The sequence below is a fragment of the Ruthenibacterium intestinale genome, from assembly GCF_040096265.1.
Classification (GTDB): domain Bacteria; phylum Bacillota; class Clostridia; order Oscillospirales; family Ruminococcaceae; genus Ruthenibacterium; species Ruthenibacterium komagatae.
On record NZ_JBBMFA010000095.1, the window covers coordinates 38,281 to 52,347 of the forward strand.

Sequence of the window (14,067 nt, forward strand, 5' to 3'; positions counted from 1 at the left end):
AGTGGAGGAGTGCCCGTGAGTTTTTCCCAGGATGTAAAGCAGGAGATCATGAACCATATTCCGCCTGAAGGCTGCTGCGCAGTTGCAGCTGCTTATGGAGTGGCTTGTTTTGGAAAATATTTTGATTCAAAAGGAATGGTGCTGCATACAGAGCGGACCGGTATTGCGCAATATGCGAAAAAGGTGTTTTCGCTGGCAGGTGTCGAAGGAAAAATTTATGCGCGCGGCAAAGAAGACAGCAGAATGTACGAGTTCGCAGTGAAAGACAGCGAGCAGATCGAGAAGATGTTTTCTTTGTTTGGGGGCACCGGCACAGAGCCTTCCCTTCGCATTAACAGTAAAATTTTTCAATGCGAACACTGCGTGCAGGCGTTTATTTCAGCGGCCTTTTTATGCAGCGGAACCATTACGGACCCAAGCAAAGAGTACAACCTTGAATTTTTATCCAACCGGTATGGCCTGATTCAGGATTTCAGTGCGCTTTTGATGGGACACGGCTTTTTACCGAAGACGACCCGAAGACGCGGGGGAAACGTGCTTTATTTTAAGGCCAGCGAGCAAATTGAGGATATGCTTACTTATATGGGAGCATCGGGGTCTTCGCTTCAGCTGATGAATCTGAAAGTGTATAAAGACCTTCGAAACAAAGCCAACCGTATCACGAATTGCGAGACGGCCAATATCGATAAAATTGTTTCCGCAAGCGGCAAGACCATTGAGGCTATCCAGTATCTGCGGGAAAATGGCGCATTGGAAACATTGCCGGAAACATTGAGGGTGGCGGCGGACTGCCGCGAAAAGTATCCGGATCTTCCCTTGAAAGAATTGGCGCTTCAATTTGACCCGCCGTTGAGCAAATCCGGGTTGTCTCACAGAATGAAAAAAATTGAGCAAATTGCTGCCACATTGATGGAAAGGAATTGCAATGCCTGATCTCACGAAACAATTTACGCACCTGCATTTGCATACAGAATACAGTCTTTTGGACGGCGCATGCCGAATTGATCGTCTCATGGAACGAATCCAGGAATTGGGCCAAACGGCCGTGGCGATTACGGATCACGGTGCGATGTACGGTTGCGTGGATTTTTACAAGGCAGCCAAAAAAGCAGGGATCAAACCGATCATTGGCTGCGAAGTATATGTGGCTTCCAGAACCCGGTTCGACAAAGTGAATCGGATTGACGGATCTTACCATTTGGTTCTTTTGTGTAAAAATGAAATTGGCTACAAGAATCTGATCAAAATGGTTTCCGCCGGTTTTATCGAAGGATTTTACAATAAGCCGCGGATAGACCATGAACTGCTGGAACGTCATCATGAGGGCCTGATCTGCTTGTCGGCCTGTTTGGCAGGTGAAGTGCCACAGGCGCTGTTGGCGGGCGACTACGAAAGAGCCAAGCAGTTGGCGCTTTACTACGAGAGCCTGTTCGGAAAAGGAAACTATTATATTGAAATTCAGGATCATGGAATCGAGGAGCAGCGGCGTGTGTTGCCGCTGTTGGTTCGTTTGTCCCGGGAAACTGGTATTCCGTTGGTGGCAACAAACGATTCACATTATCTGCGCCAGGAAGATTCCAAGATGCAGCATGTTTTAATTTGTATCCAAACGAACAAAACCGTACACGATGACGATGTGTTGGAATTTGGTACAGATGAGTTTTATGTGAAAAGTACACAGGAGATGTACGACCTTTTTTCTGCCTGGCCGGAAGCTTGCGAAAATACCAACAAGATTGCTGAAATGTGCAATTTTGATTTTGAATTCGGTGTGACAAAGCTGCCGTACTTCGAAGCGCCGGATGGCATGGATAACAAAGATTACTTTGTTCAGCTGTGTGAGGCGGGCCTGCATAAACACTACGGACCGCAGGTTTCGCCGGAGATCCGTCAGCGCCTTGATTATGAAATCGGAATTATTGATCGAATGGGATACATCAATTATTACTTGATTGTATTTGATTTCATCAATTATGCCAAAAGCCAGGGGATTCCTGTGGGACCGGGACGTGGTTCCGGCGCTGGCAGTCTTGCGGCTTACTGTATTGGAATTACAAATATTGATCCGATTCAGTACAACCTGCTTTTCGAGCGTTTCCTGAATCCGGAACGTGTTTCGATGCCTGACTTTGATGTGGATTTTTGCTATGAACGGCGGCAGGAAGTTATTGATTATGTAATTCGCAAATACGGCGCCGATCACGTCGCGCAAATCGTCACATTTGGAACAATGGCTGCGCGGGCCGCCATCCGAGATGTAGGGCGTGTTCTGGACATGCCTTATCAGGCGGTTGACACCATTGCGAAGTTGGTTCCCATGGAGCCGAAAATGACGCTTCAAAAAGCGATGAAAACTTCCAGAGAGTTAGCGGCTCGCTATGAAGCGGAACCAGAGGTCCGCGAACTGATCGATACAGCTTTGAAGCTGGAAGGGATGCCCCGGCATGCTTCCACCCACGCTGCCGGCGTGGTCATTACCCGGGAGGCTGCCGACGAGTATGTTCCCCTTGCGACCAACGATGGCAATCCGGTCACGCAGTTTACCATGACAACCATCGAGGAACTCGGCCTGCTCAAGATGGACTTTTTGGGGCTGCGGACGTTGACTGTGATCAGCGACGCGGAAAAAATGGTTCGTGAAACAGATCCGGATTTTTCAATGGAGAAAATTCCTTATGATGATCCCAAGGTTTATGACATGCTGAATGCCGGGGAGACTCTGGGGATTTTTCAGATGGAATCCGGCGGAATGACGCAGGCAATTATGGGTTTGAAAGCTCGTAGCCTTGAGGATATCATCGCTATTATTTCGCTGTATCGTCCCGGCCCCATGGAGTCCATTCCGACGTACATTGCCAATCGACATAATCCGGGAAACATTCGGTATAAAACACCGCAGCTTGCACATATCCTTGACGTGACCAACGGCTGTATTGTATATCAGGAACAGGTTATGCAGATTTGCCGTGAACTCGCGGGTTTCTCTTACGGACAGGCGGATCTGGTGCGCCGTGCCATGAGCAAGAAAAAGCACGACGTCATGGAAAAAGAACGGCAGCATTTTGTTTATGGGAATCAGGAACCGGGCCACGAATGCGCAGGATGTGTTGCCAATGGAATTCCCGCGGATGTTGCAAATGCGATTTTTGACGAGATGTCCAGTTTCGCTTCATATGCCTTTAACAAGTCCCATGCTGCGGCGTATGCAGTGGTTGCTTATCAAACCGCTTATTTGAAGCGGCACTACAAACGGCAGTTCTTCGCAGCATTGCTCACAAGCGTGCTGGATAATACGGATAAGGTGATTGAATACACTGCAGAGTGCCAGCGCATGGGGATCCGGGTTTTGCCGCCGGACGTCAATGCAAGTGATATTGGCTTTACCGTACAGGGAAAAGACATTCGGTTCGGGCTGCTGGCGCTGAAAAATGTCGGCCGCAATTTGATTGCCACGGTTGTAAAGCAGCGTCAGGAGGGCGGACCTTATCGAAGCCTGTATGATTTTTGCCGCCGGATGCATGGGACAGAAATCAATCGGCGTGCGGTTGAGAGCATGATCAAAGCAGGGGCTTTTGACAACATCGAGACCAAGCGGCGCGGAATGATGGAAGCTGTCGAAGGCATTTTGAAGAGTGTGGAGAACGATTCCCGCAAAAATCTGGATGGGCAGATGGATCTGTTCGGCAGCTTTGGCGATGCAAAGCAAGCTGCAATCAGCGATTACAAAATTCCGGATTGCGAGGAATATCCTTATGATGCTCTCCTGCAGATGGAGAAGGAAGTAAGCGGTTTGTATCTTTCCGGCCATCCGTTGAATCAGCACCGGGATGCCATCGAACAGTATTCCACTTGTAAAATTTCCGATTTAAACGGCGAGGATGCGCATCAATACGACAATCAGAGTGTATGCGTTGTATGTACCATTGTCCGAAGCAAGACCATCAATACAAAATCAGGCGGAGTAATGGCGTTCATTACAGTGGAAGACCTCAGTGGTACGATTGAAGTTCTTGCTTTCCCGAAAATCCTTTTACAGTGTTCTGAGGCAGTACGGGAGAATGCAGTAGTTGTGATCTCCGGCCGTGTTTCCTACAAAGAGGATGAGGCCAGCAAAATCATTGCAGAAAAAATCACGGATATCAGTCGTTACCAAAAGGATTTGACTGTAGATAGTGGCAATAAAAATACAAAAAATGAGCTTTGGCTGAAACTTTCGTCCATGAACAGCCGTTCTTTTGAAGAAGTCAAAAATCTGCTGAGCATTTTTGAGGGTGACTGCCCGGTATACATGTATTTTGAGGATACCAACAAGCGTATGCGTGCACCGCGTTCGCTCTGGTGTGTTAAAAATGACCTTCTTTTCTCGGAACTGGAGCGCATTTTAGGTAAGGGAAATGTGAAAGTCCGATAATTTTATAACAAAACCGGTTGAATTTGACGCAACAAATGTTTATAATAAGAGGCAGCAGAAGAGAGGATATTTGAAGGAGGATAACATCTATGTCAAGCGAGATCAAAACAATTGGTGTGCTGACTAGCGGCGGTGATGCTCCTGGCATGAATGCTGCGATTCGTGCTGTTGTGCGCGCTGCGCTTTTTAAGGGTTATAAGGTGAAGGGTGTTCGCCATGGCTACAATGGTCTGCTGACGGGAGATATTGTCGATATGAATCTTCGCAGCGTGTCTGAAATCATCCACCGCGGCGGTACCATTCTGTATACGGCCCGCTGCCTGGAGTTTAAAACGCTGGAAGGTCAGCAAAAAGCTGCACAGGCCTGCCGTGAGGCGGGAATTGACACACTGGTGGTCATTGGCGGTGACGGTTCTTTCCGCGGCGCTAAAGACATGGCGGCGCAGGGCATTCCCTGCATCGGCATCCCCGGTACGATCGACAACGATATCGCGTGCAGCGACTATACCATTGGTTATGATACGGCGATGAACACCGCAGTTGAAATGATCGACAAACTGCGTGATACCACGCAGAGCCATGACCGTTGTTCTGTCGTTGAGGTAATGGGTCGTAATGCCGGCTACATTGCTCTGAACACCGGCATTGCGGTAGGCGCTCTGGTCACTTTGATTCCGGAGGTCCCCTTCGATCTGGATCGTGATGTCATCTCCAAAATGAAGGAAACTCAGAAAACCGGTAAAAAGCATTTCATCATTGTTGTAGCTGAGGGTGCCGGTAAGGCTTCTGATATTGCCAATGAGATTCAGGCACGTACAGGAATCGATTCCCGCGCGACGGTGCTGGGACATGTGCAGCGTGGTGGCTCTCCGACTTTGCGCGATCGTGTTACCGCCAGCCGTATGGGTTATCATGCCATTGAGTTGATCAACAAAGGAATTTTCAACCGCGTTGTGGCTACCCGTGCGGAGTCCATCGTCGATTATGATATTTCTGTTGCATTGTCGATGTACAAAACGATTGACACAGCTTTGCTGGATATTTCTCATGCAATTTCCATCTAAAAGATTTTGACAAAAGGCCTCGTAAAACGAGGCCTTTTTTCGCACAATTTTCCTTCCGACGGAATATACTGTTACGAAACCCGCACGGAAGGAGGATGGCTCTGTGCGAAAACCAAGGTACCGCAGGACTGTTTTTCGATTAAGGGGCTGGACAAAACTATTATTGTTTCTGAGTATTTTGTTTCTGATTTTGATTGAAATCGATATGCAGCTGCGTCCTGTGATTACGACAATGGCAGAGTACCAATGCCGTGTTATTTCCATTTTAGCTATGAACGAAGCGGTGATGGATGAACTGGAGGAAGACCCTGATATTGATGAGCGCCTGGTTCGTGTTGTGACCCGAGAAGATGGCTCTGTGGTATCGGTTGACATTGATTCTGTTGAGATGAACCGCCTTCAGGCGAGATTGACAGATGCGGTTACCAATCGCCTCCTTGGAATTCAGAAGCAGGATATTGGCATTCCTCTGGGTACTTTAACCGGATGGCAGCTCCTGGCCGGGCGAGGCCCCAATATCCATCTCCAAATCTTGCCGACATCATTTGTGGAAAGCGATATTCAGGATTCTTTGGAAACTGCCGGGATTAATCAAACGCAGCATCGAATTTTTATCGATTTTAAAGTTGAGATGAGCGCTATTTTACCCGGCTATTCGACCAGTGTTACGGTAGAAAATAAAATTTGTGTTGCCCAGACTTTGATTGTGGGAGAAGTGCCGCAATTTTACGCCAGTTCGTAAAGGGCAGTGGCGTTTTCTCCGTGTTTTGTGGTATAATAACCGCACAATAGAAGCGTTTGAGAAAACATGACGTCCAATGAGGTGAAAAAATTGGAAAATCAACATCTTCGTGAAGAATACGAAGCACTGAAAAAGAAAATTGAATACCACAGTCATCTATATTATGATTTGGATGCACCTGAGCTGGATGACTATGAATTTGATCAGCTTACACAGCGTTTAAAGGCGATTGAGGCCGATCATCCGGATTTTGTGACGCAGGAATCTTATACGCAGCATGTTGGCGGAAGCGTTTCTTCCAAATTTGAAAAAGTGGTTCACACTGTTAAAATGGAAAGTCTTCAGGACGTGTTTTCGTTGGAAGAGGTTGTGGAATTTGACCGCCGAATTCGAGAGTCCGGGATTCAGCCGCAGTATGTGGTGGAGGCCAAGATTGATGGCCTTTCCATCAGCCTGGAATATCGCGACGGTGTTTTTGTGCGGGGCTCCACTCGTGGTGACGGCGAAGTGGGCGAAGATGTAACAGAAAACCTTGCGACAATTCGTGATATTCCAAAGAAACTTGAAAATGCGCCGGCATTTTTGGAAGTTCGCGGCGAAGTTTATATGCCCAAAGAAGCATTCCTGAAACTGGTGGAAGAACAAGAATTAAGCGACAAAAAGCCATTTAAAAATCCACGCAACGCAGCCGCAGGATCGTTGCGTCAGAAAGACAGCAGCATTACTGCAAGCCGCGGATTATCGCTGTTTATTTTTAATTTGCAGCAAATTGAGGGAAAAGAACTTACTTCGCATAAAGAAAGTTTGGAGTATCTTGCTTCTCTGGGATTTCCGGTGTCTCCTCGCCGTACCCGCTTCGATTCCATCGAACCGGTTCTGGAAGAGATTCAAAAAATCGGAGAATTACGGGGGACGCTTCCATACGATATCGATGGCGCTGTTGTAAAAGTGGATTCTTTTGCGCAGCGTGAAATGTTTGGCAGTACCGCCAAATATCCGCGTTGGGCGATTGCATTCAAGTACCCGCCCGAGGAAAAGGAAACTGTTCTGCAGGACATTGAAGTGTCTGTAGGACGGACCGGCGTTCTGACGCCCACGGCAGTATTTGATCCAATTCTTTTGGCGGGAACAACTGTTTCCCGTGCAATTCTTCACAATGAAGCATTTATTCGGGATTTGGACATTCGCCTTGGGGACACCATTCGTGTCCGAAAAGCTGGCGACATCATTCCAGAAGTAGTAACTGTTGTAAAGCATGGTCCCAATGCGGCTGCTTTTGAGATGCCGCGGGTATGTCCGTCCTGCGGAGAACCGGTTTCGCACCTGAAGGAAGAGGCGGCTTTGCGCTGCACCAATCCGGAATGTCCGGCTCAGACGCTGCGAAACATTATTCATTTTGCCAGCCGTACCGCAATGGATATCGATGGGTTGGGAAGCGCTGTGGCGGCCCAGCTTGTGGACAAGGGATACGTTCGCAATGCGGCTGACATCTATGACCTGACAGCCGATCAGCTGTTTCAGCTGGAGAAGTTTAAGCAAAAGTCTGTTTCCAATCTTCTTACTGCCATTGAAGCGTCCAAGCAGAACAATTTGGATAAGCTTTTGTTTGCTTTGGGCATTCGTAACATTGGCAGTAAAGCGGCGGCTTTGCTGGCAGAAGCTTTTGGCTCCATGGATGCGGTTATGCAGGCTACCGCAGAACAGATGGACGCAATCGATGGCTTTGGCGGTGTTATGACAGACAGCGTTCTTGACTTTTTTGCAAAAGAGGGGACACGGGACCTGATTGACCGTCTTCGCCAGGCGGGCGTAAACATGGTTTATCATGGAGAGAAAAAAGGCGAGACGTGGAAAGGTTTGACCTTCGTCGTAACAGGAACTCTTCCCACTTTGTCCAGAACGCAGGCAGAAGAGCTGATTACCCGGAACGGTGGAAAAGCGGCATCTTCCGTCTCCCGGAAGACCAGTTATGTGGTAGCAGGCGAGGCTGCTGGTTCGAAACTGACCAAAGCACAATCGCTTGGAATTCCAATTTTGAATGAAGCGGAACTGCTGGCGATGCTTGAAAAGTAAAGATTGTTTCTCTTTTACGGGAAAGCTTCCTTGATGGAGCTTTCCCGTTTTTTGTTCTAATGCCTGTCCTGCTTTCATATATTTGAAACAAGATTGAAGGATGGTGAAAAAATGGATGCCTATTATGATGTGATTCGATGGCTTCCACCGGAACTTTCAGCGCCAATGCAGCGCCTGGAAGAAGAAAAGGCACAGACTGTTACGGAAGTCCGGCTGCGATCCAATCGTCCGCTTTGCTGCATTGGCGCAGGGCGAACAGACATTTTGTTTTCTTCCCGCGGCCCGATGACGGCCAGTACACAGGACAGCTGGACTCTTTCGCATGAAATGATAAACAGATGCTTTTTAGCGCTCTGCCGATACTCTGTACACAGTCAGGCGCGTGCGTTGGAAAACGGATATCTTACACTGCCGGGCGGGCACCGTGTCGGTGTTGGCGGAAGTGCCTTTTATCCCGAACCCGGGCGTTTGACTGTTCAAAATATCACAAGTCTCAATATTCGGATTGCCCGCAAAGAAGTTTTGAGACTATCTCCGCAATTCTGTCGGGCTCTGCGTGATATGAAAAGCGGCATGATTGTGGCAGGGGAGCCGGGAAGCGGAAAAACCACTTTGCTGAGGGCGGCGGTACAGGTGCTGTCGGATGTAAACTGGCAGACAGCAGTCGTGGATGAACGCGGCGAATTATTCCCTGTTGGCAGCACCGGCTTTGCATTTTTGCCGCCAGGTCGTTGTGATGTTTTATCAGGTTATCCCAAGCATATCGGCATGCAGCATGCACTGCGCGGTCTGGGACCGGATGTTATTGTTTGCGATGAAGTGGGAGACCTGAATGACGTGACGGCGATTGAACAGGCGGCAAATGCAGGTGTAAGGCTTTTAGCATCCATTCATGCAAAAGATATGATCGGTTTAATGAGGCGCCCCCAATATCAGGCGCTGCTTAAAACAGGGGCATTCGATTCGGTTGTTTTTTTGGAAGGTCATCTTGCGCCGGGTAGAATTCGGGAGGTCTGCAATGTTTCAAGTGGGATTTAAACTGGCGGGAGCGGTGTTGATTTTTTTTGCTTGCGGAGCAGCAGGCTGGCAAAAGGGAGAGCAGCTGACACGACGTGTGCGGATTCTGGAAGATATGATTATCGTTTTGAACCATTTGCACGATTCGCTTCGGTTTGAAATTGGTTCTACTTATGAAATTCTTCAAAAGGCTTCGCAGAACCTTCTTTTACGGGAGTTGCGACTGCCTTTTGGCGGTTTGTCGGATGGGCCATCCTTACGCGCGGATTTGAGCCGTGTTTTGGAAGAACTTCACGAACGGTATAAAGTTCTTATACATGAGCACGAATTTCAATATTTTGTCAGTTGCTTATCCGGTTTAACAAATCTTCCGGCCGAACAGGAAGAAAAGCTTTTGGAATATTCTGCATCGCAGCTTTCCTTGCTTGTACGCAACGCAAGAGAAGAATGCGATCAGCAGAAAAAACTCTACCGAGTGATGGGTTTTTCTTTCGGCGGGATGGCGGCGCTTTTGCTGCTTTAAAATTCGCGGTAAAGGAGAAAAAGGACTGTGAATATTGATTTTGTCTTTAAAATAGCAGCCATCGGCATCATTGTAGCGGTTTTGAATCAACTGCTCATCCGTTCTGGCCGCGAAGAACAGGCGATGATGACAACTTTGGCAGGTCTGATCGTTGTCTTGATGATGATTATCGAGCAGATCAGTACGCTGTTCGAAACAATCAAGGACTTGTTTTCATTATGACGGATCTTTTACGAATTCTGGTGTTTGCGCTTCTCGCAGTTGTGATGCTGAGCCTTTTAAAACAATATGGACAAGGATATGCTTTGCTGTTTGCACTGGCTGCATGCGCTGTGCTGCTGTCCTGGGCGTTGGAACTTTTTTCGCCGGTTCTTGAATGGCTGTTGGGATTGATCCGGCTGTCTGATTTCGAGAATTTGTCCTGTGTGCTGAAGGCTGCCGCCATTGTTCTGCTGACTCAAAATCTTAGAGATTTATGCAGCGACGCAGGACAGCAAGCACTGGCGGGACAAGTAGATGTTGCGGGAAAAGCCGCTGTCTTGATTACCGCTTTGCCACTGCTGAGAACGTTTACTGCCACTCTTCAGGAGCTGCTTCGATGAAAAAAGGATGTTTTATTTTGCTTTTTGCTTTTTTGCTTTGTTCGGCGGCCTTTGCGGCACAACCTGGCGCCGAAACGGGTTTGTTTGAAATTCCACCGGCCTGGCAGCAGACCATGGATGAGGCGCCTCTTACCGCCCAGGAGTTTCGCTCAATGTCCTTGCGTGATTTGTGGGATTTCTTTTCTTCACAATTAAAAGGAACTGTGCAGGCACCGATTCGTCTGGCTGCTCGTTTGGCAGGGATTCTGGTTCTCGCAGGAGTCGTCAAAAGTTTGTGCAGTGAAAAAGCGTTGAGCGGGCTTGGAACCAGTTTTGACATAATCGTAGCTGTTTCGGTTTTTCTCCTATGCAGTCCGCTTTTACTGCAGATGATTCAGGATTTAAAAGCAAGTCTGGAGAATTGCAGAACATATCTTGCGGTTTTCATTCCCGTGTTTACATCGGTAATGGTCAGCTGCGGCCAAGCGGGCACGGCAGCGGTTTATGGCGGTTTGTTTTTAGGGTTTGCCAATCTGATTGCCGCGCTTTTGTGCAATTTCGGTGTACCAATCCTTCAACTGCTGCTTGTCTTGAATGCTTGCGGAATTATGGAAACACCCGTTGATTTTTCGGCTCTCACCAGAGGGATCGCCAAATGGGGTCGTTGGTTGCTCACGTTTTGCGCAACTGTTTTTGGCACACTTTTAACGCTTCAAAGTGTCTTTGCTCAAAGCACAGATACATTGGCACTAAAAACCGGAAAGTTTTTGCTCAGCAGCAGTATTCCGGTGGTGGGGAAAGCGGTCTCTGACGCCATGGGAAGCGTTTTGGCAGGTGTCAAGCTTTTGAAAGGTTCCGTTGGATTTGCCGCTATTCTGATTATCGCGCTGACGTTTTTGCCTTTGATTATAAAATGCGTTGTAAGTCAGTTTCTCTTTTTTATCGGTGAAATCATTGCCGGCGCAACAGGAAACGCAACTTGCGGAAAACTCCTTCGGGGGATGACCGATTATCTGCAGCTTCAACTTGCGATGGTTGTATTTTTTTCCTTTGTTGTAGTATCTACCACCGTGCTTATGATTCTTTTAGGAAACGGAAGTGCATAAAATGGAACAGCTGCGCCAGTGGGTTTTAACGGTAAGCCTGGCGTGTATCACGACGGGAATTCTGCAGCAGTTTATCAGCACGAAAAAACAGATTTCGGGCATAAAGCTTGTGTTGACATTATATATTTTAGTAACTGCACTTTCTCCGGTGGTTGATTCCTCTTGGGACTGGCAGATGGAAGAAGTTTCGGTTGTCGCCGATGCAGGTTCTTTGGATACACAGCAGGAGATTTTGAGCGTTTCCGAACAGAATTTGAGCGGGCAGCTGGAAAAAGAGCTTCTGGCAAAGGGAATTCAGGCTGAAGTGGAAATTCAATTGAAGTGTTCTGAGTCTGGCGAAGTAGAGGTCGATCAGCTTATCGTGAAGACATCTGCGGATCCTGATACGGTGCGCTCTTATATCCAGGCTCTATGGGAAACAGATGTCGAGGTTACATGTATTTCATGAAAGGGATTGTCGAAACGATGGATACATTCAAGGAAAAGTGGTCAAAGATCGTTCACAGAAAAAACGGGCTCTTCCTTTTGGGAATTGCAGGAATTCTTCTAATCGGCTTTGCAGGATTCTTTTCAACGGACAGCAATACCGAGCCAGCTGCAGACTCTTCGTATCAGACAGAGAGTGATTATCAAAAGAAGATTGAAGAACAGTTGACAGAAGTAATTGGCCAGGTGCAGGGAGCCGGAGAAGTTACCGTGATGCTCACATTGGAAAGCGGACCGGAAACGGTGTATGCGCAAAATGAGCAAAGCCAGACCAGCACGCGGGAAGATGAGGAGGGGACGGTTCAACGGGATTCTTCTTTTCAAAATGAACATATTCTTTTTGATAGCGGCGCCGGCAAACAGGCACTGGTGGAAGAGCAGCTCGTCCCTGATATCAAAGGGGTTGCAGTGGTTTGTTCCGGCGGAGATGATATTGCAGTGATTGAGCGCATTACCGAACTGGTGTCAGTCGTACTTGATCTGCCCAGCAACCGGATCTGCGTTACAAAAAAGATTTAGACGGAGGATTGCATATGAAAAGCGCAAAAAGCAAACGGAAACTGACTCTTCTTACCTTGGTGATTGCTCTTGGGGTGGCGGTTTACCTGAACTGGGAATACGCGAAAGGAGATACTCCGTATACACTGCAGCAGACAACCGCCGTCAACGCCGAGGTGGATGAAGAGCAGGAAACGCAGCCGGTTTTGGAAGCACTGCCGGATAAAAATTACGGAGAAGCACAACTGGTCAGTGCCGATGAAGACAGCAATGAAAAGTATTTTGAACAGGCGCGTCTGACCAGGACCAAAACCCGTGATGAAGCGCTTGATACGCTGCAGAAAAGTTTGAAGGATGCAAGTTTAAGCACTGAAGAAAAGGAATCGCTTACAGCAACGCTCAGCAATACTTTAGAGAGCATCACGATTGAAAGCGACATCGAAAACATGGTGAAAGCCAAAGGTTTTGCGGACTGTGTTGCTTTTATTGAGGGCGATAAGATCAATTTAGCTGTAAAAACAGGTGCAGAAGGCCTGGATAAGACAGAAGTTGCACAGCTACGGGATATTATTTTGAGCAAAATGGAGACGGAAGCGAAAAATATCAGCATTGTAGAAGTAAAATAGGTTGTTAAATACCGGAAGTAATGCTATAATATTCTAAAAGTGTGCGGTGTCTGCCGCGTATGCCGGGAAGGCAGGAGGCTTATAGAATGGAAGTTACGAATTCCGGTGCGATGAAGGGCAGCTTACAGATTTCGACGGATGTCATTGCTAAAATTGCCAAACTGGCCACATTGGAAGTGGAGGGCGTACGCTATGTTTCCGGCGGTGTTCTGTCAGGAAAAGGGTTTGCTTTTGTTCGGAAAATGCCGATTCAAAAACCGATTGTTGTGGAGCTGAGCGATGATGTGGCGGAAATTACTGTCAATGTCGTGGTGACATACGGATGCAAAATTCCGCAGCTCTCCGAGCAGATTCAGGAAAATGTAAAAAGCGCTGTGCAGAATATGACCTGTATCACTGTTTCCAAAGTCAACGTGATTGTGAATGGTGTTGTTCAGGAAACATCTGCATCCGTTGAGGAAGAGGAGTAATCTGACCAAACCCTCCCGCCGACGCAGGAGGGTTTGTCTTTGTGAGGGAAATTATGAAAAGAAGAACCGCTCGTGAAAATGCTTTTATTGCCGCTTTTGAGACTTCGTTTCATTCCTGTGAATTAGACGAAATTATTCGTTACTCTCGGGAATGCGGCGAATATGCCGTGGATGATTTTGGCAGTGCGCTGCTCGCCAATTATACGGCACATCTTTCGGAGATCGACGAGCTGATCCGTTCAAAACTGAAGGACTGGACGTTGGAACGACTTCCGCGGGTGAATCGCACTATTTTGCGGTTGGCTGTTGCAGAAATGCGTTTTTCCGGCCAGGACGATATGGACAGCATCGTGATCAACGAAGCTGTGGAATTGGCTAAAAAATATGCGGCCGGCGATGAGGATTATCAGTTCATCAACGGTGTGTTGGGCGCGATCTCGCGGGATAAAGCTGTAACTGCAGAAGGTTAA

General features: G+C 47.7%; 15 protein-coding genes. All 15 read left to right on the forward strand.

Annotated elements, in window-relative coordinates:
• The first annotated feature begins 15 nt into the window (after nucleotides 1–15).
• Entirely contained in the window at nucleotides 16–933 is a 918-nt protein-coding gene (gene whiA / locus WMO24_RS09825) for a DNA-binding protein WhiA (protein WP_349216265.1), read from the forward strand.
• Nucleotides 926–4,411 (forward strand): DNA polymerase III subunit alpha, encoded by a 3,486-nt coding sequence (locus WMO24_RS09830; RefSeq protein ID WP_349216266.1) that lies wholly within the window; start codon nucleotides 926–928, stop codon nucleotides 4,409–4,411. The genes whiA and WMO24_RS09830 overlap by 8 nt, the downstream gene beginning before the upstream one ends.
• Nucleotides 4,412–4,500: 89 nt before the next feature.
• Nucleotides 4,501–5,475: a 6-phosphofructokinase gene (gene pfkA, locus WMO24_RS09835; protein ID WP_349216267.1), complete on the forward strand. Its 975-nt coding sequence runs from the start codon at nucleotides 4,501–4,503 to the stop codon at nucleotides 5,473–5,475.
• Between the two features lie 103 nt (nucleotides 5,476–5,578).
• On the forward strand, nucleotides 5,579–6,217 hold the full coding sequence (yunB, locus tag WMO24_RS09840; RefSeq protein ID WP_349216268.1) for a sporulation protein YunB: 639 nt from the start codon (nucleotides 5,579–5,581) through the stop codon (nucleotides 6,215–6,217).
• Between the two features lie 66 nt (nucleotides 6,218–6,283).
• Nucleotides 6,284–8,290: an NAD-dependent DNA ligase LigA gene (ligA, locus tag WMO24_RS09845; RefSeq protein ID WP_349216269.1), complete on the forward strand. Its 2,007-nt coding sequence runs from the start codon at nucleotides 6,284–6,286 to the stop codon at nucleotides 8,288–8,290.
• Between the two features lie 93 nt (nucleotides 8,291–8,383).
• The gene (locus WMO24_RS09850; protein ID WP_349216270.1) at nucleotides 8,384–9,328 is read left to right on the forward strand and encodes an ATPase, T2SS/T4P/T4SS family; all 945 of its coding nucleotides are present in this window, start codon (nucleotides 8,384–8,386) and stop codon (nucleotides 9,326–9,328) included.
• On the forward strand, nucleotides 9,309–9,830 hold the full coding sequence (locus WMO24_RS09855; RefSeq protein WP_349216271.1) for a stage III sporulation protein AB: 522 nt from the start codon (nucleotides 9,309–9,311) through the stop codon (nucleotides 9,828–9,830). The genes WMO24_RS09850 and WMO24_RS09855 overlap by 20 nt, the downstream gene beginning before the upstream one ends.
• Nucleotides 9,831–9,857: 27 nt before the next feature.
• On the forward strand, nucleotides 9,858–10,052 hold the full coding sequence (gene spoIIIAC, locus WMO24_RS09860; protein ID WP_349216272.1) for a stage III sporulation protein AC: 195 nt from the start codon (nucleotides 9,858–9,860) through the stop codon (nucleotides 10,050–10,052).
• Nucleotides 10,049–10,432: a SpoIIIAC/SpoIIIAD family protein gene (locus tag WMO24_RS09865; RefSeq protein ID WP_349216273.1), complete on the forward strand. Its 384-nt coding sequence runs from the start codon at nucleotides 10,049–10,051 to the stop codon at nucleotides 10,430–10,432. The genes spoIIIAC and WMO24_RS09865 overlap by 4 nt, the downstream gene beginning before the upstream one ends.
• Nucleotides 10,429–11,517, forward strand: a complete 1,089-nt coding sequence (locus WMO24_RS09870; protein ID WP_349216274.1) for a stage III sporulation protein AE — start codon at nucleotides 10,429–10,431, stop codon at nucleotides 11,515–11,517. Before WMO24_RS09865 ends, WMO24_RS09870 begins: the two co-directional genes overlap by 4 nt.
• A gap of 1 nt (nucleotide 11,518) precedes the next feature.
• On the forward strand, nucleotides 11,519–11,965 hold the full coding sequence (locus WMO24_RS09875; RefSeq protein WP_349216275.1) for a hypothetical protein: 447 nt from the start codon (nucleotides 11,519–11,521) through the stop codon (nucleotides 11,963–11,965).
• Nucleotides 11,962–12,522, forward strand: a complete 561-nt coding sequence (locus WMO24_RS09880; RefSeq protein ID WP_349216276.1) for a SpoIIIAG-related protein — start codon at nucleotides 11,962–11,964, stop codon at nucleotides 12,520–12,522. The genes WMO24_RS09875 and WMO24_RS09880 overlap by 4 nt, the downstream gene beginning before the upstream one ends.
• A 14-nt stretch (nucleotides 12,523–12,536) precedes the next feature.
• Entirely contained in the window at nucleotides 12,537–13,127 is a 591-nt protein-coding gene (locus tag WMO24_RS09885) for a SpoIIIAH-like family protein (RefSeq protein WP_349216277.1), read from the forward strand.
• An 86-nt stretch (nucleotides 13,128–13,213) separates the two neighbouring features.
• Nucleotides 13,214–13,597: an Asp23/Gls24 family envelope stress response protein gene (locus WMO24_RS09890; protein ID WP_349216278.1), complete on the forward strand. Its 384-nt coding sequence runs from the start codon at nucleotides 13,214–13,216 to the stop codon at nucleotides 13,595–13,597.
• Between the two features lie 53 nt (nucleotides 13,598–13,650).
• A complete protein-coding gene (nusB, locus tag WMO24_RS09895; RefSeq protein WP_349216279.1) occupies nucleotides 13,651–14,067 on the forward strand; it encodes a transcription antitermination factor NusB in 417 nt (138 codons plus the stop codon).

Coding starts and splice junctions, on each gene's coding strand:
- WMO24_RS09830 (WP_349216266.1), top strand. CDS start 926: ATGCCTGATCTCACGAAACAATTTACGCACCTGCATTTGCATACAGAA.
- pfkA (WP_349216267.1), top strand. CDS start 4,501: ATGTCAAGCGAGATCAAAACAATTGGTGTGCTGACTAGCGGCGGTGAT.
- ligA (WP_349216269.1), top strand. CDS start 6,284: ATGACGTCCAATGAGGTGAAAAAATTGGAAAATCAACATCTTCGTGAA.
- WMO24_RS09855 (WP_349216271.1), top strand. CDS start 9,309: ATGTTTCAAGTGGGATTTAAACTGGCGGGAGCGGTGTTGATTTTTTTT.
- WMO24_RS09865 (WP_349216273.1), top strand. CDS start 10,049: ATGACGGATCTTTTACGAATTCTGGTGTTTGCGCTTCTCGCAGTTGTG.
- WMO24_RS09870 (WP_349216274.1), top strand. CDS start 10,429: ATGAAAAAAGGATGTTTTATTTTGCTTTTTGCTTTTTTGCTTTGTTCG.
- WMO24_RS09875 (WP_349216275.1), top strand. CDS start 11,519: ATGGAACAGCTGCGCCAGTGGGTTTTAACGGTAAGCCTGGCGTGTATC.
- WMO24_RS09880 (WP_349216276.1), top strand. CDS start 11,962: ATGAAAGGGATTGTCGAAACGATGGATACATTCAAGGAAAAGTGGTCA.
- WMO24_RS09885 (WP_349216277.1), top strand. CDS start 12,537: ATGAAAAGCGCAAAAAGCAAACGGAAACTGACTCTTCTTACCTTGGTG.
- WMO24_RS09890 (WP_349216278.1), top strand. CDS start 13,214: ATGGAAGTTACGAATTCCGGTGCGATGAAGGGCAGCTTACAGATTTCG.
- nusB (WP_349216279.1), top strand. CDS start 13,651: ATGAAAAGAAGAACCGCTCGTGAAAATGCTTTTATTGCCGCTTTTGAG.